21 protein-coding genes and 1 tRNA gene are annotated in these 20,565 nt (G+C 58.3%); 5 read left to right on the top strand and 17 right to left on the bottom strand.

The window, feature by feature from the left end; genetic code table 11:
• Positions 1-56: 56 nt before the first annotated feature.
• The gene (locus H8F21_RS19975) at positions 57-1,127 is read right to left on the bottom strand and encodes an AI-2E family transporter (protein WP_203475923.1); all 1,071 of its coding nucleotides are present in this window, start codon (positions 1,125-1,127) and stop codon (positions 57-59) included.
• Between the two features lie 22 nt (positions 1,128-1,149).
• Positions 1,150-1,389 carry a sulfurtransferase TusA family protein gene (locus H8F21_RS19970; RefSeq protein WP_203475925.1) on the bottom strand — a complete coding sequence of 80 codons (240 nt, stop codon included), beginning with the start codon at positions 1,387-1,389 and terminating at the stop codon, positions 1,150-1,152.
• A 108-nt stretch (positions 1,390-1,497) separates the two neighbouring features.
• Between H8F21_RS19970 and H8F21_RS19965 the strand changes: the two genes are divergently transcribed.
• Positions 1,498-2,931, top strand: a complete 1,434-nt coding sequence (locus tag H8F21_RS19965; RefSeq protein WP_203541994.1) for a M48 family metalloprotease — start codon at positions 1,498-1,500, stop codon at positions 2,929-2,931.
• Between the two features lie 103 nt (positions 2,932-3,034).
• Here the strand turns inward: H8F21_RS19965 and nadA are convergent, their stop codons facing one another.
• The 4 genes from nadA to H8F21_RS19945 all read right to left on the bottom strand — a co-directional run bounded on the left by nadA (position 3,035) and on the right by H8F21_RS19945 (position 7,746).
• Positions 3,035-4,093 (bottom strand): quinolinate synthase NadA, encoded by a 1,059-nt coding sequence (gene nadA / locus H8F21_RS19960; protein WP_203475928.1) that lies wholly within the window; start codon positions 4,091-4,093, stop codon positions 3,035-3,037.
• A 237-nt stretch (positions 4,094-4,330) separates the two neighbouring features.
• Positions 4,331-5,821, bottom strand: a complete 1,491-nt coding sequence (locus H8F21_RS19955; RefSeq protein ID WP_203585181.1) for a YdgA family protein — start codon at positions 5,819-5,821, stop codon at positions 4,331-4,333.
• Positions 5,822-5,872: 51 nt separating this feature from the next.
• Positions 5,873-6,742, bottom strand: a complete 870-nt coding sequence (locus H8F21_RS19950; RefSeq protein ID WP_136477754.1) for an isocitrate lyase/PEP mutase family protein — start codon at positions 6,740-6,742, stop codon at positions 5,873-5,875.
• Positions 6,743-6,834: 92 nt separating this feature from the next.
• Positions 6,835-7,746 (bottom strand): helix-turn-helix domain-containing protein, encoded by a 912-nt coding sequence (locus tag H8F21_RS19945; RefSeq protein ID WP_203585180.1) that lies wholly within the window; start codon positions 7,744-7,746, stop codon positions 6,835-6,837.
• Between the two features lie 173 nt (positions 7,747-7,919).
• Here H8F21_RS19945 and H8F21_RS19940 point away from each other — a divergent pair, with 173 nt between their 5' ends.
• The 4 genes from H8F21_RS19940 (at position 7,920) to H8F21_RS19925 (ending at position 12,215) form a co-directional block, all read left to right on the top strand.
• Complete coding sequence (locus H8F21_RS19940) at positions 7,920-9,278, top strand: glutamine synthetase family protein (protein WP_203475934.1); 1,359 nt, start codon at positions 7,920-7,922, stop codon at positions 9,276-9,278.
• Between the two features lie 48 nt (positions 9,279-9,326).
• Complete coding sequence (locus H8F21_RS19935) at positions 9,327-10,415, top strand: polyamine ABC transporter substrate-binding protein (RefSeq protein WP_203475935.1); 1,089 nt, start codon at positions 9,327-9,329, stop codon at positions 10,413-10,415.
• On the top strand, positions 10,412-11,725 hold the full coding sequence (locus H8F21_RS19930) for an NAD(P)/FAD-dependent oxidoreductase (RefSeq protein ID WP_332545041.1): 1,314 nt from the start codon (positions 10,412-10,414) through the stop codon (positions 11,723-11,725). The genes H8F21_RS19935 and H8F21_RS19930 overlap by 4 nt, the downstream gene beginning before the upstream one ends.
• 94 nt (positions 11,726-11,819) lie before the next feature.
• Positions 11,820-12,215, top strand: a complete 396-nt coding sequence (locus tag H8F21_RS19925) for a hypothetical protein (protein WP_203475936.1) — start codon at positions 11,820-11,822, stop codon at positions 12,213-12,215.
• Between the two features lies 1 nt (position 12,216).
• Here H8F21_RS19925 and H8F21_RS19920 read toward each other — a convergent pair whose 3' ends face one another.
• The 11 genes from H8F21_RS19920 to tolR form a co-directional block, all read right to left on the bottom strand.
• Positions 12,217-12,903: a peptidoglycan DD-metalloendopeptidase family protein gene (locus H8F21_RS19920; protein ID WP_203541999.1), complete on the bottom strand. Its 687-nt coding sequence runs from the start codon at positions 12,901-12,903 to the stop codon at positions 12,217-12,219.
• A gap of 52 nt (positions 12,904-12,955) precedes the next feature.
• A complete protein-coding gene (locus tag H8F21_RS19915) occupies positions 12,956-13,579 on the bottom strand; it encodes a CatB-related O-acetyltransferase (protein ID WP_203475942.1) in 624 nt (207 codons plus the stop codon).
• Positions 13,580-13,628: 49 nt separating this feature from the next.
• Positions 13,629-14,522, bottom strand: a complete 894-nt coding sequence (locus H8F21_RS19910) for a glycosyltransferase family 2 protein (RefSeq protein WP_203585179.1) — start codon at positions 14,520-14,522, stop codon at positions 13,629-13,631.
• Between the two features lie 206 nt (positions 14,523-14,728).
• Positions 14,729-14,804: transfer RNA gene (locus tag H8F21_RS19905), tRNA-Lys, on the bottom strand.
• A gap of 61 nt (positions 14,805-14,865) precedes the next feature.
• On the bottom strand, positions 14,866-15,540 hold the full coding sequence (queC, locus tag H8F21_RS19900; protein ID WP_203475949.1) for a 7-cyano-7-deazaguanine synthase QueC: 675 nt from the start codon (positions 15,538-15,540) through the stop codon (positions 14,866-14,868).
• A gap of 14 nt (positions 15,541-15,554) precedes the next feature.
• Positions 15,555-16,202: a 7-carboxy-7-deazaguanine synthase QueE gene (gene queE / locus H8F21_RS19895; RefSeq protein WP_203542002.1), complete on the bottom strand. Its 648-nt coding sequence runs from the start codon at positions 16,200-16,202 to the stop codon at positions 15,555-15,557.
• A 159-nt stretch (positions 16,203-16,361) separates the two neighbouring features.
• Positions 16,362-17,174, bottom strand: a complete 813-nt coding sequence (gene ybgF, locus H8F21_RS19890; RefSeq protein ID WP_203475953.1) for a tol-pal system protein YbgF — start codon at positions 17,172-17,174, stop codon at positions 16,362-16,364.
• A 6-nt stretch (positions 17,175-17,180) separates the two neighbouring features.
• Positions 17,181-17,678 (bottom strand): peptidoglycan-associated lipoprotein Pal, encoded by a 498-nt coding sequence (gene pal, locus H8F21_RS19885; protein ID WP_028943075.1) that lies wholly within the window; start codon positions 17,676-17,678, stop codon positions 17,181-17,183.
• Between the two features lie 52 nt (positions 17,679-17,730).
• On the bottom strand, positions 17,731-18,981 hold the full coding sequence (gene tolB / locus H8F21_RS19880) for a Tol-Pal system beta propeller repeat protein TolB (protein ID WP_211201883.1): 1,251 nt from the start codon (positions 18,979-18,981) through the stop codon (positions 17,731-17,733).
• 47 nt (positions 18,982-19,028) lie between these two features.
• Positions 19,029-20,105: a cell envelope integrity protein TolA gene (tolA, locus tag H8F21_RS19875; protein ID WP_203585178.1), complete on the bottom strand. Its 1,077-nt coding sequence runs from the start codon at positions 20,103-20,105 to the stop codon at positions 19,029-19,031.
• Complete coding sequence (gene tolR / locus H8F21_RS19870; protein WP_203585177.1) at positions 20,105-20,557, bottom strand: protein TolR; 453 nt, start codon at positions 20,555-20,557, stop codon at positions 20,105-20,107. Before tolR ends, tolA begins: the two co-directional genes overlap by 1 nt.
• Positions 20,558-20,565 lie beyond the last annotated feature (8 nt).

The following is a 20,565-nucleotide window of genomic DNA, read 5'->3' as shown; positions in this document are numbered from 1 at the left end:
CAATCGCGGGGCCAGTCGAGTCACGCAGCGCTGACTCGACTGGCCCCGCGATGCTTTCACAACAACGGCGCGACCGCCGGCTCATGCTTTGGCCAGGCATCCAGCACAGCCTTGAACAAGGTTGCCAGCGGGATTGCAAAGAATATCCCCCAGAAGCCCCACAACCCGCCAAACAACAACACCGCGCAAATGATCGCCACCGGGTGCAGGCTGACCGCTTCGGAGAACAGCAGTGGCACCAGCACGTTGCCATCCAATGCCTGGATGATCGCGTACACCGCCATCAGGTAGATGAACTGATCGCCCCAGCCCCACTGGAACAGCGCAATCAGGGTAACCGGCACAGTCACCACGACGGCGCCAACATAAGGCACCACGACCGAGAACCCCACCAACAACGCCAGCAGCGCCGCGTAGTTGAGTCCCAGGGCGATGAAGGCGATGTAGGTCGCCACGCCGCAGATCAGGATCTCGATACCCTTGCCGCGAATGTAGTTGGCGATCTGCCGGTTCATTTCCTCGGACACCCGATTCAGCAACGTCCGCTCACGCGGCAGGTAGCCACTGACCCAACGGGCAATCAGTTCGCGATCCTTGAGGAAGAAGAACACCAGGATCGGCACCAGCACCAGGTAAATCATGATGTTGACCAGCAGCGGCAAGCTGGACAGCGAGAAGGTCAGTGCCCACTGGCCAAACTTGCCAATTTCGCCACGCATCACCTCGATGGCCTGCAGCACTTGTTCGTCAGACACCAGGTGCGGATAACGCTCAGGCAGCAGTAGGAGCAACGACTGCCACTTGCCAAGCATGCCCGGCAGCTCGTTGAACAGGGTGATCAACTGATGCCAGAGCAACGGCACCAACACCAGCAGAAACACCGCCAAGGCGCCCATGAACAGGGTAAAGACCATGCCTACGGCATAACGTGTCGGCACATGCAGACGCTCCAGGGCATTGACCAGACCTTGCATGAGGAACGCCAGGACCATGCCGGCGAGCACTGGCGCCAGCATGCCGCCCAGCGTCAGGACAGCGGTAAAAGCCAGAACCAACAAGACCACCAGCACCACGGCCTCTTCATCGGAGAAGTAGCGCTGCATCCAGTCGCGAAGCACCTTGAACATTAACGATCCTTAGGTAAAAAACTCAGGCTTTGCGCAGCCAATAGGTGTACACACCTTCTTCTGCTGTTTCGAGCAGCAGCGTATGACCGGCCAATTTGGCAAAAGTGCGAAAATCGCGCTGCGACCCGGCATCGGTGGCCAGCACCTTGAGCACCGCACCGCTGGCCAGGCGATTGAGCTCCATCTTCGCCTTGAGCAACGGCAGCGGGCAGTTCAGGCCACAGGCGTCGAGTTCAGCGTCAAACGTCAGGGTATCGCTCATCAGGGACTCCAGGCAGGCACATTCGAACAAGCTTCGTAGAATACCGCCACTGGTCGCCAACGTGTGAGCCAGCTACAGTAAGGTTCTTTGTCGACCAGAGCTTTGTGCATGAATTTACTGCGCCCTACCCTGCTGACGCTGGCCTGTTTGATGGCGCTCCCCAGTCATGCCGACGACCTGCCGTCACTTGGCGACGCCAGTTCTGCCATTGTCTCTCCGCAACAGGAACACCAGTTAGGTCGTGCCTGGCTCAGTCTGCTACGGGGCAACATCAACCAGCTCAATGACCCGCAACTCAAGGACTATGTCGAAACCAGCGTCTATCGCCTGGCTGAAACCAGTCAGTTGCAGGACCGCCGCCTGGAATTTGTCCTGATCGACAGCCGCGAGCTCAACGCCTTTGCCGCCCCGGGTGGGATTGTTGGGGTCAACGGCGGCTTGTTCCTCAATGCGCAGACCGAAGGCGAATATGCCTCGGTACTGGCCCACGAACTGGCGCACTTGTCGCAGCGCCACTTTGCTCGAGGCGTCGAAGCCCAGCAGCGGATGCAACTGCCGATGATGGCGGCGTTGCTGGCAGGCATCGTGGCTGCCGCAGCCGGTGCCGGTGATGCCGGTATCGCCGCGATTGCCGGCACCCAGGCAGCCGCTATCCAGGAACAACGGCGCTTCTCGCGCCAGAACGAACAAGAGGCCGACCGCATCGGCATTCTCAACCTGGAGAAAGCCGGATACGACCCACGCAACATGCCGAGCATGTTCGAACGCCTGATGCGCCAGTACCGCTATGACGCCAAGCCACCGGAATTCCTCCTCACACACCCGGTAACCGAGTCGCGTATCGCCGACACCCGCAACCGCGCCGAACAAGCGCCCAAGGGTGGTACTGAGGACAGCCAGCGCTACCAGTTGATTCGGGCTCGCGTTGCGCTGATCTACGAGGGCACCCCGGGGCTTGCAGCCAAACGCTTCCGGGCGCAGCTGGATGAAAACCCGAACCTGGACTCGGCCCGCTACGGCCTGGCGCTGGCGTTGATCAAAGGTGGCCGTCTCAACGAAGCGCGAGATGCCCTCAAGCCCCTGCTGGCCAAAGCGCCCAACGACGTCACCTACAACCTGGCCCAAATCGACCTCGACGTTACCAACAATCGCCTGGCCGATGCCCAGCAACGGATCGAGCGCATGCGCGCACTGTATCCAGGGAACTACCCGCTGCAGCAGGCGCGAATTGACCTGCTGCTCAAACAGAACCGCGCGCCTGAAGCAGAAAAGGCCCTGGACGCCCTGCTCAAGAGTCGCCCGGATGACCCGGATGTCTGGTACGACGTTGCCGAAGTGCGCGGGCTTTCCGGCAACACCATCGGCCTGCATCAGGCGCGCGCCGAATATTTCGCCCTGGTGGGCGATTTCGACCAGGCGCTGCAGCAACTCGACTATGCCAAGCAACGTGCCGGCAGCAACTTTGTGTTGGCCTCGAAAATCGATGCGCGTCAACGCGAGCTGCTGGAGCAGCAGCGAATGGTCAAGGACATGATGCGCTGAGAACAACCGTCTGTGAGCGAGCGGATCTATCCGCGAGGGACTGCAGGGCAGTCCCATCGACGGCTACACCGGTTTCGACAACAGACAGTGAGCGAAGAAGCCCTCAGGCGTTGCCGGACAGTTTCATCCGCGCAGCCTGGGTGAAATCGAGCATGCGCTTGAGCGGCTTGATCGCCTGGGGAATCAGTGCAGGCTCCACGAAGATCTCGTTGCTGCCTTCGCGCAGGCACTGCAGCGTGCGTTCCAGCGTATTCATGGCCATCCACGGGCAATGGGCACAACTGCGGCAAGCAGCACCGTTGCCGGCCGTAGGCGCTTCAATGAACACCTTGTCCGGGCACAGCTGCTGCATCTTGTAGAAGATGCCGCGGTCGGTGGCGACAATGAAGGTTTTGTTCGGCATGGTTTGCGCTGCGGCGATCAACTGGCTGGTAGAGCCAACCGCATCCGCCAGATCGATCACCGACTCCGGCGATTCAGGGTGCACCAGGATCGCGGCATCCGGATACAGCGCCTTCATGTCTTCCAGCTGGCGTGACTTGAACTCTTCGTGAACGATACAGGCACCGTCCCAAAGCAGCATATCGGCGCCGGTCTGCTTCTGGATGTAGCGCCCCAGGTGTTGGTCCGGGCCCCAGATAATGGTTTCGCCGTTGTCCATCAGGCTCTCGACGATTTCCAGCGCACAGCTTGAGGTCACCACCCAATCGGCCCGGGCCTTGACCGCCGCCGAAGTGTTGGCATAGACCACCACGGTTCGCTCCGGGTGCTTGTCGCAAAAAGCCGAGAATTCCTCTACCGGGCAGCCCAGGTCTAGCGAGCACGTCGCTTCCAGGGTGGGCATCAGCACACGCTTTTCGGGATTGAGGATTTTTGCCGTCTCGCCCATGAAGCGCACGCCGGCGACAATCACGGTACTGGCTTCGTGCTTGTTGCCGAAGCGAGCCATTTCCAGAGAGTCAGACACGCAGCCGCCGGTTTCCTCGGCCAGTGCCTGAATCACAGGATCACAGTAGTAATGGGCAACCAGCACCGCATTCTGCGCCTTGAGTTCGGCGGCGATGGCGGCGCGGTAGTCGGCCTCTTGCTCGGGCGTCAGCGGCTTGGGCTGCTTGGCATCGAGGTGGGCTTGCACCAAAAGGCGTTCGGAAATCTGGGTCATGATCGCTGGACCTGCAGGCGCTTGTGCGCGTAAGCCGAGTGTATCACCGAGCCCTGGCAAATCGGCTACAGGCTCCGCAAGCAACGTACACAATGACATGGCAGGCGGAACCAAAGACCTTCTGCGGCCTCGGGTTTTTATGGGATGCCGAAGGCTACAGTTAATCGGATGAATTCAAAAGGTTTTTTTAGTGAAACAGGCCTAGGGGCGACGACCAGGCCGCCCCAAGGCTTGCCTTTAGCCTTCCGTCGGCTGCATCGCGCCGAGGTGGGCCATGATCAGGCTGGCGAACTGCTCGACGGTCATTTTCTGGCCGTTGAAGTCAACCATGCCTTCGGCGTAGTGCAGATTGGCAAGGATATCGTTACCCTGCACCGTAGCCATGCGGCTCTGCAGCGCCATCATGCCAACCATTTCGCCAGCCTGCGCTGCCTGCTGGGAGAGCATCTGCGCATCGCTTTGGCCTTCCAGGCGTGCCTGCAATGTGGCCAGGTCACCGATCATGGGTTTGGACACCTGCAGTTTGCTCTGCACCTGGGTAATCATTTGCTGATACAGCTCAGCCGTCGGCAATTCCAGCGAAGCCGGCTTGCCCAACTGAACACTCAAGCTGAAATGGCTTTCACCGTTGGCCGTCTTGAACGAAAAATCGTCCAGGGCAATTTGCGGCTTGGCGGCCAGCATTTGCTGAACGTGGGCGCTGACCTGGGCTTTTTCTGCTTCGGTCATTGGCAGTGATGGCAGCGCATCACCCTGTGCAGCAGCTGCTTGGAACTCGGGCAATCGGGTCTGGTACCAGGCAGCCAGTGCCTGCATGGCTGGCACATCAAGATTTTTGATGCTCCAGTGCATTGCCCCGGAACCTACCGGCTTGCCATCAAAGTTGATATCGCCAACCTTGTAGGCCATGGTGCCGGACAGCTTGTCGCCGTCAGCCTGGTATTCGTTGTTTTGCTCAAGACGCTTCATCAACAGCACTTTCTGCTGCTCACCCAGCAACGCGCTGACCTCTCCCATGCCCATGTTCATAGTGCCAACATAGAAACCATGGGGTGTCTTGGTCAGGTTGCCAAACAGACGCAAGTCCTTGAGTTCCACCTTCATGGGCACGTCGTCTGCGTCCTCCAGGTTCAGGACCAAACTAGCCGAATCGCCGGTGAACCTGGCCTGTTCGGCATCCTTGGTACCCGTTGCCTGCACCTGCAATCCGGAGAACTTGATGCGCGTGACACCTGCCTCTTTCAACTCCATGGGCGGCATGACCAGGGTGCCATCGGTAGAACCGTCGTAACCCAGGCTGTTCTGCCCGTATACCGGCGCCACATCGCCACTGGCGGCAAACCACTCAGCGGTGACAGCATCTTTTTCCAGTGCATAGTTACTCGCCGCCATCACTGGCATGAGCTTCAACGCCTTGACCCGGGTCCAGGGCAAGGGGCCGTGCTCGATGCGATCGACGATGCCGAACTCAAAGCTCTTGAGCTGATCGCCAACCACCATGTCCTTGACCTTCACCCGGTAGTGCGCGGTGCTCGAGAACAGGTGCGAATCCAGCGATGCCAGCTCCACGGTCATATTGCCAGCGGACTGTTTGAGCTGGATATTGGCCTGCACCATAGCCTGCTCGAGCACCGCCGGGAGTTGCTTACCGGTGTACCAGGCACCCGCCGTGCAAACTGCTGCCACGGCGACTACGAGCCCGGAAAGTACACCTACTGTCTTCTTCATGAATTGTTCCGCTTGTCCATTTTTGAGAGTTGTTGCAGCAAGGCCATGGGCCTATTCGTTGACGTCCATGAACTCACGAGCCCAGACGATATAGTCGCCAGGCACCGTGTAAGTATGGGTAAGTTCGGTGGCACTCAGGTCCGAGGCACTGCTGGTGATGCGGCGCTGTTCGCGCAGGCAATCATAGGTCGCCTTGATCGCCGCAAAATAAGCGCCATGACCGTCCACGGCAATGCGCACTCCCAACTGCGCCAGGCGCGCATCATCGTGCAATTGCGGATTGCCGTAGGTCACCAGCATCAACGGCACGCTCAGGTGCTTGGCGATCTGTTCAAGGTGGTCAAAATCACGAATGCCGACCATGCACAGGCCATCGGCACCGGCATTCTGATACGCCACGGTGCGGGCAATGACTTCCTCAACCGGAATCAACGCAGCGTTGGTGCGCGCAATGATCGCAAGCTCGGGATCGACACGCGCCTCCAGCGCCGCACGGATCTTGCCGACACCTTCGGCAATGCTGATCAGGTCGGTGGACTTGCGCCCGAATTGAGCGGGCAGCAGCGTGTCCTCGATGGTCAGCGCCGCGATTCCGGCACGCTCAAGTTCAGTGACCGTGCGCATTACGTTCAAGGCGTTGCCATAGCCATGGTCGGCGTCGGCAATCACCGGCAATTGGGCCACACGGCCAATGCGCGTCGCCTGTTCGGCAAATTCGCTAAGGGTGATCAGGGCAAAATCAGGTGCAGCAAGCACCTGCAGGGATGCGACCGAACCACCGAGAATGCCCACCTCGAACCCCAGATCAGCGGCGATACGCGCCGACATCGGGTCAAACACGGAAGCCGTGTGGTAACAGGCGGGAGAAGCAAGGAGTTTACGAAACGCGCGACGCAGGTCTTGGTGTGAGGCTCTTGGCATGGTCTTTCCAATCTATCGACTTCATTTATCGGACAGAACATACCACTGCAGGGCCTATGGCCGACAGGGTCAGATGCCATGCAGTTGTCGGCTCAGTTGCGCTGCTGCGTTCGTTTCAGCGTTTCACTAGGCAGCTCTTTGAACAATTGCTGATAGCTATTAGAGAAGCGCCCCAAGTGCCAGAATGACCAATGCATGGCGACTTCCGCGACGGTGCTGGCACCGGGTCGAGCGCTCAACAACTCACGGCGCGCGCTGTTCAGGCGACGCAAACGCAACCAGTTTGCCGGCGTCATCCCGGTGTAGGTCTTGAAGGCCTGCTGCAACTGACGCAATGGCACCTCGGCAACCTGCGCCAACTCCAGCAGGTTGAGCGTCTCTTCCGGGCAGTCGGCAGCCCATTGGCTGATACGGCGCATGATCGTGCGTTCTTCGGTGCGCCGCCCCAATGCGCTGCGGTCCAGGCAAACACTGGCGCTGTCGAGTATGTACAGGCAATCCTGGAGCAACTGCTCGGTCAGGGCTTCGCGGCTGGGCGGATCAATTTCCTGCCCCAGGCGGGTCAAGGTGCTGCTTAACCAACCGCCGAACAATGCGGTCTGCCTCGAGTTGAGCGGCGCCATGAACAGCCCTTCGAGCCTGGCGATATCCACACCGTGGCGCTGGACAAACTCGGGGCCGAACACCACCGCCACTTCCTGGTAGTTCTCTGGCGTAATCCAGATGTTGCGGCTTTCACCGTTGAGCAAGTAAAGGCTGTTGTCCGTGCGGTCAAAACAGAAGGTCAAGGCCCCGCTGGGAGCGTGAAAACTCTGCTCTACCCGCGTGTTCATGGACTCTTCGTAGATCTCTACGCCTTCAAGCTCCAGGCAGCGTATACGCCCCTCAAAATGCCCCGGCGACATCTGCTGGTACTGCACGCTCCAATTGGGCGAGGCGCGCTCTTGCTCGATCACTGTAGCGGTACTGAAAGCCTGAACCTGAAACGGATTTGGCGCTGTCATAAACGGCTCGTCATGCACTCTTTTGGTGCATTTAATTCTGGAAAAAGTGGATAGATGGATCTGCACACCTCGACCAAGATAGCCCTCAACGCGCTGCAGGGGAAGTCGTCCAGACGGCATGCCAGCCTTGATCGCAGGTCCTGGCGCGGAATAAAACCAATAACGAGGTCTTTATGAATGCCCCTTTCGATCAGCTGTCTGCTTGGCTGAAAGAACACAAGATTACCGAAGTCGAGTGCGTGGTCAGTGACCTGACCGGTATCGCCCGCGGCAAAATTGCACCCACCAACAAGTTCCTGCATGAGCGAGGCATGCGCCTGCCGGAAAGTGTGCTGTTGCAAACGGTAACCGGGGATTTTGTCGACGACGACATCTACTACGACCTGCTTGACCCTGCCGATATCGACATGGTTTGCCGCCCAGACTCGGCCGCCGTATACGTGGTGCCATGGGCCATCGAGCCGACTGCCATCGTGATCCACGATACCTTCGATAAGCAGGGCAACCCGATTGAGCTGTCGCCGCGCAACGTCCTGAAGAAAGTACTCAAGCTGTATGCCGACAAGGGCTGGCAACCAATCGTCGCGCCGGAGATGGAATTCTACCTGACCCAGCGTTGCGAAGACCCAGACTTGCCGTTGCAGGCTCCACTGGGTCGCTCGGGCCGCGCCGAAAGCGGTCGGCAGTCGTTCTCAATCGATGCTGCCAACGAATTCGATCCGTTGTTCGAAGATGTCTACGACTGGTGCGAAGCCCAGGGCCTGGACCTCGATACGCTGATTCACGAAGACGGCCCGGCACAGATGGAAATCAACTTCCGCCATGGCGACGCCCTGGATCTGGCTGACCAGATCACCGTGTTCAAACGCACCATGCGTGAGGCTGCACTCAAGCACAACGTGACCGCTACGTTCATGGCCAAACCGGTTGGCGACGAGCCAGGCAGCGCCATGCACCTGCACCAGAGCGTGGTAGACATCGCCACCGGCAAGCCGATCTTCGTCAATGAAGACGGCCAGATGAGCGAGCTGTTCCTGCAACACATTGGCGGCCTGCAGAAGTACATCCCCAAGGTGTTGCCGATGTTTGCCCCCAACGTCAACTCGTTCCGCCGCTTCCTGCCCGATACCTCGGCGCCAGTGAACGTCGAGTGGGGTGAGGAAAACCGCACCGTAGGCCTGCGTGTACCCACCTCCAGCCCGGATGCAATGCGCGTGGAGAACCGCCTGCCGGGTGCCGACGCCAACCCGTACCTGGCCATCGCCGCGAGCCTGCTGTGCGGCTACCTGGGCATGGTCGAGAAAATCAATCCAAGCGCCCCGGTGCAGGGTCGCGCCTATGAGCGGCGCAATCTGCGCTTGCCGATTACCATCGAAGACGCCTTGGCCAACATGGAAGACTGCCCGAGCATTGAGCAACACCTGGGCAGCAAGTTCGTGCGCGGCTACGTGGCAGTCAAACGTGCCGAACACGAAAACTTCAAGCGTGTGATCAGCTCGTGGGAGCGAGAGTTCTTGCTGCTCAGCGTTTAAACCCTGCTGCGTAACAAGCATCGATAAAAACAATTCGAAGAGGTCGATATGCGTTCATTGAAAACAGTTGCAAGTGCAACCCTGGCGCTGCTGGTCAGCGCTACAGTCCAAGCCCAGCCAAGCGTCAGCGTCTACAACTGGACCGACTATATCGGTACCACCACCCTGGCAGACTTTCAGGGCAGCACTGGCATCAAGGTCATCTATGACGTATTCGACTCAAACGAAACCTTGGAAGGAAAGTTGTTGGCCGGCCGCACTGGCTACGACGTGGTCGTGCCTTCCAACCACTTTCTGGCGCGCCAGGTCCAAGCTGGCGCGTTCCTGAAGCTCGACCGCGAGCAACTGCCCAACTGGAAGAACCTCGACCCTGTGCTGCTCAAGGCACTGCAGAGCAACGATGCCGGCAACCAGCATTCAGTTCCTTACCTGTGGGGCACCAATGGCATCGGCTACAACGTCGACAAGGTCAAGCAAGTGCTCGGCGTCGATCACATCGACTCCTGGGCCGTGATGTTCGAACCAGAGAATTTGAAAAAACTCAGCAAGTGCGGCGTGTCGTTCATGGACTCGGCCGATGAACTGTTCCCGGCCATGCTCAACTACATGGGCATGGACCCACGCAGCAATAATCCTGAAGATTACAAGAAGGCCGAAGCGAAGCTGCTGACCTTGCGTCCGTACATCACCTACTTCCACTCATCCAAGTACGTGTCGGACCTGGCCAACGGTGATATCTGCATGGCCTTCGGTTACTCCGGTGACGTGTTCCAGGCAGCCAACCGCGCCAAGGAAGCCAACAACGGCGTGAACATTGCCTACGCCATTCCCAAGGAAGGCGCCAATCTGTGGTTTGACCTGCTGGCCATTCCTTCCGACGCCAGCAACCCCAAAGAGGCCTATGCCTTCGTCAACTATCTGCTTGAGCCGAAAGTGATCGCCCAGGTCAGCGCCACAGTCGGTTACGCCAACGCCAACCCGGCCGCCAAGCAGTACATGGATGCCGAGCTGGTGAACAATCCAGAGGTGTATCCGCCGCAAGAGGTGCTGGACAAACTCTACGTCTCCAACACCCCGACCCCACAAATCATGCGCCTGATGACCCGCTCGTGGAGCAAAGTGAAGTCGAACAAATGAACCAGCACGCCATGATCAATCCTGCTGCGCAACATGCCAGCTCGTATTACCGGGCATCGGTGGGTCCGATGCCTGAACACCCACAACTGAGCTCAGACCTAAGCGCCGATGTCTGTGTGATCGGTGGGGGCTTTACCGGTGTCAATACCGCTATCGAACTGGCACAGCGCGGCCTGTCGGTGATCTTGCTGGAAGCGCGCCGGATCGGCTGGGGCGCCAGCGGCCGCAACGGCGGTCAACTGATTCGCGGCATCGGTCACGACGTCGAAGGGTTTGCCCGCTACGTTGGCCAGGACGGCGTGAAGTATCTGCAGCGTGCCGGGATTGAATCGGTTGAGGTTGTCGCCAATCGCATCAAGGAACATGGCATCGACTGCGACCTGCGCTGGGGCTTTTGCGAACTGGCCAATACCCCGGCCCAGTTCGCCGCGTTTCGCGCCGAGCAGGAGCACCTGGCAACCTTGGACTACCGCCACGAGACCCAGTTGATAGGGCCCGAGCGAATGGGTGAAGTGGTCAATTCCAAGCTGTATGCGGGCGGTTTGATCGATCGTGGTTCAGGCCACCTGCACCCACTCAACCTGGTACTGGGCGAAGCGCAAGTAGCAGCGTCGTTAGGCGTGCAGATTTTCGAGCACAGCCCGGTTATCGAGATCAACCACGGCGCCACCGTCCACGTGCGCTGCGCCCAGGGTAGCGTGCGGGCCGGCAGCCTGGTATTGGCCTGCAATGCCCACCTGGAAGAACTGGAGCCACGCCTGAGCGGCAAGGTACTTCCTGCTGGCAGCTACATCATCGCCACCGAGCAGTTGTCCGCTGCGCAGGCCGAAGCACTGATCCCGCAGAACCTGGCGTTGTGCGACCAGAAAGTCGGCCTGGATTACTACCGCCTCACGGCAGATCGGCGCCTGCTGTTCGGCGGTGCTTGTCACTACTCCGGTCGTGATCCGCTGGACATCGCCGCTTACATGCGTCCGAAGATGCTCAAAGTGTTCCCGCAGTTGGCTGACACCCGAGTCGAGTTCCAATGGGGTGGCAAGATTGGCATTACTGCCAACCGCTTTCCGCAGGTGGGGCGCCTGTCGCAGCACCCTAACGTTTTTTATGCCCAAGGTTATTCCGGCCACGGCCTGAACGTTACGCACTGGACGGCTCGCCTGCTGGCCGAGGCAATTCACGCCGGTCACAGTTACGGCGTGGATGTGTTCAGCGCAGTTCCACACATGACCTTCCCCGGCGGCAAGGCCCTGCGCTCACCGCTGCTGGCCCTGGGAATGATGTGGTATCGCCTGCGAGAAGTACTCGGCTGAGCCCCCTCCTTCGGCCCCTTGCCAGTGACCCAATTGCAGCTACTGTCAGTTGAGTCACGTTGCGTTGGGCAACGGCTACCGAAGGGGAGACGCCATGAAGACAATCAGTAAACTCTGCTTGTCAGGTGCGCTGCTGCTGGCACTGGCTGGCTGCAGCAGCATCGATGCCCGCACGACCGAATATGTCGGCGTTGAACACGCCGCCCCCACCGATGCCGCCCATGTCGAAGTACTGCGCCGCGAGCCCTTGCGTGCGCATACGCGCCTGGGCGAAATTCTGGTCGATGCCAGTGTGGAGCCGGCGCCGCCTATCAGCGACGTAGAACAGAAACTACGCAGCGAAGCCGCCAAGATCGGTGGTGATGCCGTCGTTGTGGTCTACGACCGTATCCAGCCAATGTCGGCCTATGTCAGCGGCCCCCTGTGGGACCGTGACATACACTCTGTCGAAGGGCGCAAGCTCAAGGGCATCGTGATCAAGTACCAGTAATTCAACTGGCTGCCGGCAGAACACTCAGCGGGTCGAGCGGTTTTCCGTTCTGGCGAATCTCGAAGTACAGCTGCACGCGATCGGCATCCAGGTCGCCTGCCTCGGCAATTTTCTGGCCCTTGCTGACAGTTTGCCCTTCCTTGACCAGCAGTTTGCTGTTGTGGCCATAGACACTGGCATGGGAGGGGCCATGCTGGAGGATGATCAGGTTGCCGTAGCCGCGGATATTGGTTGCGAACGCCACCTTGCCGCCGAGGCTGGCGAACACCGGCTGGCCCTGGGTAGCGGCAATACGAATCCCCTTGCTGAGTTTATCCGCCGCAGAGTAGCGACCGATCACCGCACCCTGTACCGGCCAGGCCCAACCGCGCAGCGTCACCTTAGTGGCCGGGGCAACCGGTTTGCGCTTGCTGGCGGTAGTGGTTCTGTTTCGTGACGTAGCTTTCGATCCGCCGAACCGAATAGTCTGACCGACATTCACCGCATAAGGCGGGCTGATCCCGTTGTAGCGCGCCAGCTCTTTGAAGCTCCATCCGTGGCGCGTAGCAATCGAGTACAGCGTGTCGCCACGCTTGACCTTGTAGGTACCGGCTACAACCTTGTTGGCAGAAACCCCGGTACCAGGGGAGTGAGAGCTACAAGCAGATACCGCCAACATGAGGGCGATCAGAACAGACCTGAAAAACACACAACATCCTTTTCCCGCAGGGGCTACTGGCCAAGCGGGCGATCATAAATGATTACTGGGCCTTGCGCGTCCTGATATAGGCGAGGAATGTCTCCTGGTCGGCGCTGCACAGCATTCTCGCCACCGCCTTGACCTCCTCCATCGGCCAGTCCCACCACGCAGCCTCAAGCAGCAGGGCACGAACGTCCTCCTCGAAGCGCCACCTGATCTGCTTGCAGGGGTTACCACCCACCACGGCGAAAGGGGGCACGTCACGTGTAACGACAGCACCGGCTGCCACAATGGCGCCGTGACCGATGGTTACACCGGAGAGAATGACGGCATTGGTACAGATCCAGCAGTCACTGCCGATGACCACATCACCTTTACTCGGGGCGTAATCCTTGATGTCCCGAACTTCATCAACCATCGCTGGGAAAGGGTAAGTCGTCAGCCAGTCGGTGCGGTGTTCACCGCCAAGGAGAATTTGCACACCTTCTGCGATTGAGGTGTAGGAACCTACCTTGAGTACAGTGTCATCGCCGAACTCAATCACCTCGGGAATTCCGTAGGTTCCGGTACCGATGGTGTATCGAGGGTATCTCAGGCGAATCTTCTCGGCCTTGCGCTCAAGCCTGTCCATCGCGCGCAGCCGCTTGTACTCTCGGCGATCCTTCAGCATCTCGAAAAGCTTCACAGGTTGATCCTTGCGTGCAGTTGTTATCGTTTTTGTAAGCGGATGAACATCAACGGTGCAGTACGAGACGCTTAAGCCGTTTGAACGTCGTACGATTGAAATGACGCAACGGAATGGAGCGCAGCAGGCCCCATGCGTACTTTTTGTCTGACACCACGGCGTATTTCAAGGCCTTGTGAATCAGTACCGAGCGGCCCTTCTCATAGCCCGGGTGATCTTGAAAAGGCGCCATGGCCTGCAGGTCGGCATCAAGCAATACCTTGAAACGCCTGGACAGATTATTGGGATGCCGACGATAGCGCGTAACCACTACCGGCAACTCATGAATCTCGTAGCCCTTGCTGGCAATACGCAAGGTCATCTGGAAATCCTGAACCTTGATAGCCGGATCGTAGAAGCCCGCAGCCTTCATCGCCTCCATCCGGTACAGCGCACCGGGCGCCCCCATGACCACAGCGTCCCTGACGATCTCGTCGAAACTGAACTTCTTCACTTGGGTGCGGTGCTGGGTTTTTATCTCGACGCCATCACTGTCCATGTAGGCAATCAACGCCCCAACGCAGCCGACCTTGGGATGCTCATCGAGATAGCGGGCTCTGGTGCTGATCGAATGAGGCAGCATGATGTCATCCAGGTCCGGCGTCGAAACATAAACGCCGTTGGCGTGGGCCAGGCCATTGTTCAATGTGGCACTGACCCCCTGGTTGGGCTGAGTGTAGAGCTGAAAATCGTAGGTTTGCTGCAAGGCGCGCAACATGGCAAGGCTATTGTCGGTCGAGCCATCGTCGACAATGATCACTTCGAAGTTGCCATAGTCCTGGGCGAAGATGCTCTGTAAGGCCGCCTCGAGGTATTTTTCGGCGTTATAGCAAGGGGCAATGATCGATACCAGTGGCTGGCTGCTCGCGGCCTCGGAACCTGCGGTGATACGACCTTCAGTCATAGCTACTTCATGCCTCATGCGTGACCCGCAGAGCGGGCCTGTTCCTGATTTTCAGTAGATTCAAGTGGAGAACCATGATGCGGGAACTCGAGTGTTTTGTCATGAACCCCACGCTGAGACATGCGGCGCTCCAGACAATTCAAAAAAACGATAAAAACGAAAAAGCCCGCGACCTTTTCAGGACGCGGGCTTTGACTTACAGCGTATGGTGGGTCGTGTAGGATTCGAACCTACGACCAATTGGTTAAAAGCCAACTGCTCTACCAACTGAGCTAACGACCCGTTGGATGGCGCGTATAATACTGATTTCTAACAGGAAATCAACACCCCATCGCAAAATAATTTAAAAATATCGTGTTGGGTCGGCTACACCCGCTGCTTTAAAGCCATCGGCGCGCAGGCGGCAGCTGTCACATTTACCGCACGCACGGCCTTCGTCGTCGGCCTGATAGCAGGAAACGGTAAGGCTGTAATCAACGCCCTGGGCAAGACCAGCCTGAACAATTTGCGCCTTGCTCAAGTTCTGCAGCGGCGCCTGAATACGGAAGCCCTGCCCTTCTACACCGGCTTTGGTGGCCAGGTTGGCCATGCGCTCGAATGCCTCGACGAATTCTGGGCGGCAATCCGGATAACCCGAGTAGTCCACGGCATTGACGCCAATGAAGATATCCCGCGCCTCCAGCACCTCTGCCCAGCCTAGCGCCAGCGACAGGAACACTGTATTGCGTGCCGGTACATAGGTTATCGGAATGCCCTCAGAAGGCGCCTCGGGCACATCGATGCTGCTGTCGGTCAAGGCTGAGCCGCCAATCCCGTTCAGGTTCAAGCCAATCACTTTATGCTCGACCACCCCGAGGTCACGGGCCACGCGCGCAGCAGCGTTCAGCTCGGCACGGTGACGCTGGCCATAGTCGAAGCTCATGGTGTAGCACTTGTAGCCATCGGCCTTGGCCATGGCCACCACGGTTGCCGAATCAAGGCCACCGGAAAGCAGGATTACCGCACGTTTCTCAGTCATTGCATTCACTCCTGTCAGCGTCCGGGCTCGTCATTCCACAGTAGCTTGTGCAACTGCATCTGAAAACGAACCGGCAAATTGTCGGCCACAATCCAATCAGCGAGGTCTGTAGCGCTTACCTGATGATGGCTCGGCGAAAACAGCACTTCACCTGCACGTTTTTCCAGACCGTACTGAATGAGCTTTGACACCGCCCAGTCGTAGTCTTCACGCGAACAGATTACGAACTTGACCTGATCATTTGCGCCCAGCAGCTCGATGTTCTCGTACCGGTTGCGGTGCGCCTCCTCGGAGCCTGGCGTCTTGAGATCGACGACTCGACTGACGCGCGCATCAACCTTGGAGATATCCAATGCACCACTGGTTTCAAGCGACACGTCATAACCGGCGTCGCAAAGCTGCTTGAGCAAAGGAATGGCATTGGGCTGAGCCAGCGGTTCACCACCAGTGACACAGACATAGCGCGGCTTGAAGCCTGCTACCTGCTCAAGGATGGAGTCGAGGGTGCGTAGTGTGCCACCGCTGAAGGCGTATTCACTGTCGCAATACTGGCAGCGCAGCGGGCAGCCGGTAAGACGGACAAAAACCGTGGGCAAGCCAGCGGTGCGCGTTTCACCCTGCAAAGAGTAAAAGACTTCGGTAATGCGTAATGTGTCTTGCATAGTCGCCACGGGCGTAACAGCTAAACAGGCTGTCCGCCTCCGTCAGGCACTGCTGAAAACCCGACATCGCGTAGTTTCCAGCAGCGTAGTTCAATAAAAGGGCAGAGATTCTAACGAAAAAACCCGCGGCAAGCGCGGGTTTCTTTTGAAACAGCTGGTTTAGAGCTTTTGCAGGTCGCGCTGGGCCAGCTGTGCAGCAGAAGTACCCGGGTACTGGGTGATGACCTGTTGCAAAATGCCCTTGACCCGGTCGGTGTGACCCAGGCGGCGTTCTACATCGGCCAGCTTGTACAGTGAGTCCGGCACCTTGTTGTGCTTGGGATACAGCTGGCTGACCTTGGCAAAGGCTTGCCCTGCAGCTTGCAGGTCACCCTTGGCCAGGTTCACTTCACCCAACCAGTACTGGGCATTGCCGGCGTACTGACTATTTGGGTACTTGCGCAGGAAGGCGTTGAACGCCTGGCTGGCCTTGTCGAAATCCTTGGCTTTGATCAGGTCGAAAGCAGCATCGTAGTAGAGCTTTTCTTTGGCCGGATCACCAGGTTCGCTGCTGGCTGCTGGTTGCTGCGCAGCGGCAGCCCCGGCAGCGGCGCCGGCGGCTTCGCCACCCGCGGAAGAATTCTGTGGAGCCTCGGCAGGTGCGCCGGTTCCAATACGCCGATCCAGGTCCTGGTATCGCTCCAGGCTTTCCTGTTTCATGCGCGCAACATCGTTTTGCAACTCTTCGATGATGCCTTGTTGACGCGACAGCTGATCCTGCATTTGCTGCAGTTGCATGAACAGCTGACCCTGCGCCGAGGCAGGGGCGGTAACCCCTCCCCCGGCGTAGGCGCCGTTCGTACCATAACCCGATGGCGGATAGCTGCTTGCGCCGCTATAGCCAGCGTTGTCATCAACAACAGGAACCTCAGCCAACGCCACGAGTGGCAGGCTGAGCGCCAGGACGGTTAGAGCACGACGGCACGTTCGCATATCGAATTACTTACGCAGTTCGACGCGACGGTTTTGAGCCCAGGACTGCTCGTCGTTGCCGGTAGCAACTGGACGCTCTTCGCCGTAGGAAACCAGTTCCAGCTGAGCAGGAGAGACGCCTTGCAGAACCAGGTAGCGTTGAACGGCTTTCGCACGACGCTCGCCCAGAGCCATGTTGTATTCGCGAGTACCACGCTCGTCGGTGTTACCTTCCAGCACGACGCGAGCGCCGTTGCCTTTCAGGTCCTTGGCATGAACGTCCAGAGCGCGCATGGCTTCTGGCTTCAGGTCCGAGCTGTCGTATTCGAAGTAGAAGGTGGTGATTGCGCGCAGAGCAGCTTCTTCGCTCAGGCTGCCGTCAACTGCGCCAGTGTTGGCACCGTAGCCAGCGTTAGGATCAACAGCGCCTTGACCAGCGTCGTCGCCGCCTTTGGAAGAGCAACCTACAGCTACGGCCATGGCCAGAGCCAGCGCAGCAAACTTACCAAACTTCAGCATTTCCATCGTGAAACTCCTAATGAACCCCAATGTGTTAAGTACAACGTAAAGCGCCGCGTCAGTTCAGGTAAGGGGACCAGGACGGTTCTCTGACTTCGCCTTGAGCGGTAGGAAGCGGGAGCCTCACGCGTCCGTTGAGAGAGACGAGCATCAAGACTCCCCGGCCCTGCTGGCGGGTGGCGTAGATTAGCATGGTGCCGTTGGGCGCAACAGTAGGAGACTCATCAAGACTTGTTTCAGAGAGAATCTTTACACTACCGCGCTGCAAATCTTGTGCAGCCACCTTGAAGTTGGTGAAACCTTGTTGGCGATGAATCATCACCAAGGTCTTTTCATCCGCAGAAAGTTTAGGGTTGGCGTTGTAGTTTCCTACAAAAGTTACCCGCTCGGCGCCACCGCCCGAAACATTGGTTTTATAGATCTGCGGTTTACCACCACGGTCGGAAGTAAAGTAGATGGTCGAACCATCTTTACCCCAGAACGGTTCGGTATTGATACCAGGACCTGCAGTAACACGAGACAGTTGGCGCGAACCCATGTTCATTACATAAATGTCAGGGTTACCGTCCTTGGACAGCACGAACGCCAGGCGCGAACCGTCAGGCGACCACGCCGGTGCACCGTTCAGGCCTTCGAAGTTGGTGATCTGCTCACGACGGCCAGTATCGATGTGCTGAACGAAGATGCGCGGACGCTTCTGCTCGAACGAGACATAGGCAATACGCTTGCCATCAGGCGCAAAACGCGGCGACAGAATCGGCTCACGCGATTGCAGCAGGGTAACAGCACGTGCACCGTCGTAATCCGAACGCTGCAGGGTGTAACGCGTATTGTTGGTGGAGAAACGCTCGGCCGTTACGTACAACATGCGGGTAGAGAACGCACCCTTGATACCGGTGAGTTTCTCGAACGACTGGTCGGCAATGTAGTGCGACATGTCGCGCAATTGATCGACGCTGCCCGAGACGCTGCCGGTCAGCACTTGCTGCTCGGTGGCGACGTTGAACAGTGCGTACTGCACCTGCAGGCGACCGCCAGCCGGAACAATGCTGCCAACCATGACGTACTGGGCACCCAGGGCTTTCCAGTCGCGGAAAATGACTTCGCTGGCCTGGCTAGGCTGGCTGATCATGTTCTGGCGCGGAATCGGCGAGTAATAACCAGAGTTGCGCAGGTCATTACCGATAATGTCGGCCATGTCTTCAGGCAGCACGCTACCGCCCTGCAGACCGAAAGGTACGACCGCAATAGGGGTGGCGCGATCACTGCCGCTGGTGACCAGGATGTTCTTTTCTTCTGCCACGGCCATTCCTGCTACGCAGCAGAGAACAACCAGCAGTCCTCGAAGAAGTTTAATCACAAGGCTAGATCCTCAGGTGTGAATGTCATCTTGAATGAACGATAGGGATTGAATTCGCTCGGTTTCAAGCCCTGCATTTCAGTTAACCGACCAATGTTCTTGACCGCGGCAACTGCCGAACTGTCAAACGGACCATCGCCACTGGAGCGGGCTACGCTCACCGAAGTAATGGTGCCATCGGGCAGCATGCCGATCTGCAGAACCACCGTCATGTTCTTGCGCGCAGAAGGTGGACGCGCCCAGCCCTCGGCCGCACGTGCACGGATCAGGTCGTCGAAATCGCCGGCCACCTGGTCACCCTGCTCGTCAGCCAATGCTTGTTGCCGCTCGGTAGTGTCGGACAGAAGCTCGGCCAGGGCCTGGGCTTTCTTATCTTCCGCTGCCTTGCGGGCCGCATCCTGCGCCTTCTTCTTGGCCGCATCAGCTGCAGCTTTCTTCTTGGCGTCTTCAGCAGCCTTTTTCTTCGCTTCCTCGGCTACTGCTTTTTTCTTGGCATCCTCGGCTGCCTTCTTTTTGGCGTCCTCGGCTGCTTTTTTCTTGGCCTCTTCAGCTGCCTGCTTCTTGGCCTCTTCGTCAGCCTTTTTCTTGGCTTCCTCTTCGGCCTTCTTCTTGGCGATGTCAGCCTGTTGCTTCTCGGTGGCCTTCTTGGCCTCTTCGGCTTTCTTGGCCTCGGCGGTTTTCTTCGCTTCGTCTGCCTGCTTGGCTTGCTCGGCCTTTTTTGCTTCGGCTTCGGCGCGTGCTTCTTCCGCCTTTTGAGCAGCTTCTTCTTTCTTTTGTTCCGCAGCTTTTACTGCTTGCTGCTCGACCTTCTTCTGTTCCATCTGCTCGACTTCGGTCTGGCGCGAAGCGGTTTTCTTCGCTTCACCCGCAATCTTCTGATTGGTCTGGGTGGTGGCCTGACTTTTCGATTTCAGCTGGTACAGGGTTGCCTGAACAATAGGCTTGGCCGGCGGCAGCTCCGGCGTCATGGCAAAACTGACGAACAGCATGCCGAACACCAGAACGTGCAGCGCAATGGCCCAGACACTGGGCCAGAAATAGCTTTCCGAGGCGGATGGCTCTCGCTGTTGCATCAGGGCGCCTCGGTAATCAGGCCAACGTTACCGACACCTGCCTTTTGCAACCCGCCCATGGCACCCATGACCGCGCCGTAGTCGACAGTCTTGTCGCCACGAATGAAGACCTGGGTCTGTTTGCCCTGGTCACGGCCGGCAGAGATGATCTTGGTCACCGCGTCGGTCATCTGCGGCAAGGTCATGGCCTTGTCCATTTGCTTGTCGGTGTCGACTTCACTGCCAAGGTTCCAGTAGTAGGTCTTGTCAGCCTTGATCGAAATAGTCAGGACCTGGACGTTGTTGTCCTGCGGCAAGGCTTCACTGGAAACCTTGGGCAGATCAACCTTCACGCCCTGGTTGAGCATCGGTGCGGTCACCATGAAAATGACCAGTAGTACCAACATCACGTCGATGTAAGGCACCACGTTCATCTCGGCGACCGGCTTGCGTTTGTGGCGAACTCGGGCCATGGGCTTTT

This window comes from Pseudomonas arcuscaelestis (assembly GCF_016881005.1).
In the GTDB taxonomy this organism is placed as follows: domain Bacteria; phylum Pseudomonadota; class Gammaproteobacteria; order Pseudomonadales; family Pseudomonadaceae; genus Aquipseudomonas; species Aquipseudomonas arcuscaelestis.
This window is presented reverse-complemented; position numbering and strand designations above follow the sequence as displayed.